The 218-nt window shown below is 41.7% G+C and carries 1 protein-coding gene; it reads right to left on the minus strand.

Features of this window, described 5'->3' with window-relative positions; translation table 11 throughout:
- Positions 1 to 218, minus strand: a 218-nt coding sequence (locus tag IQR33_RS36075) for a hypothetical protein (protein WP_228014154.1), incomplete at both ends; no start/stop codon positions are given.

Genomic DNA, 218 nt, shown 5'->3' on the forward strand with positions numbered 1-218 from the left:
GCTCTTTGATTTCCCCAGCTCCAACGGTGTAAATTTTAAAGGGAGCTTCGACCTCGGGTTTTCTTCTCGAAGACATGGGAATTCCTGCAATCTTACGAAAGGTCTTGCAAATAGGTTTTCCGCTTAGTTTTGCATTTTCTATACTTTTGTGGGGGTCATTACTAAACCAAAGGTGTTTACCACATAGTGAGACCCATTGGCTTTCTTTGTTCTTACTC

Source organism: Vibrio sp. OPT46, from assembly GCF_015163535.1.
Lineage (GTDB): Bacteria > Pseudomonadota > Gammaproteobacteria > Enterobacterales > Vibrionaceae > Vibrio > Vibrio alginolyticus.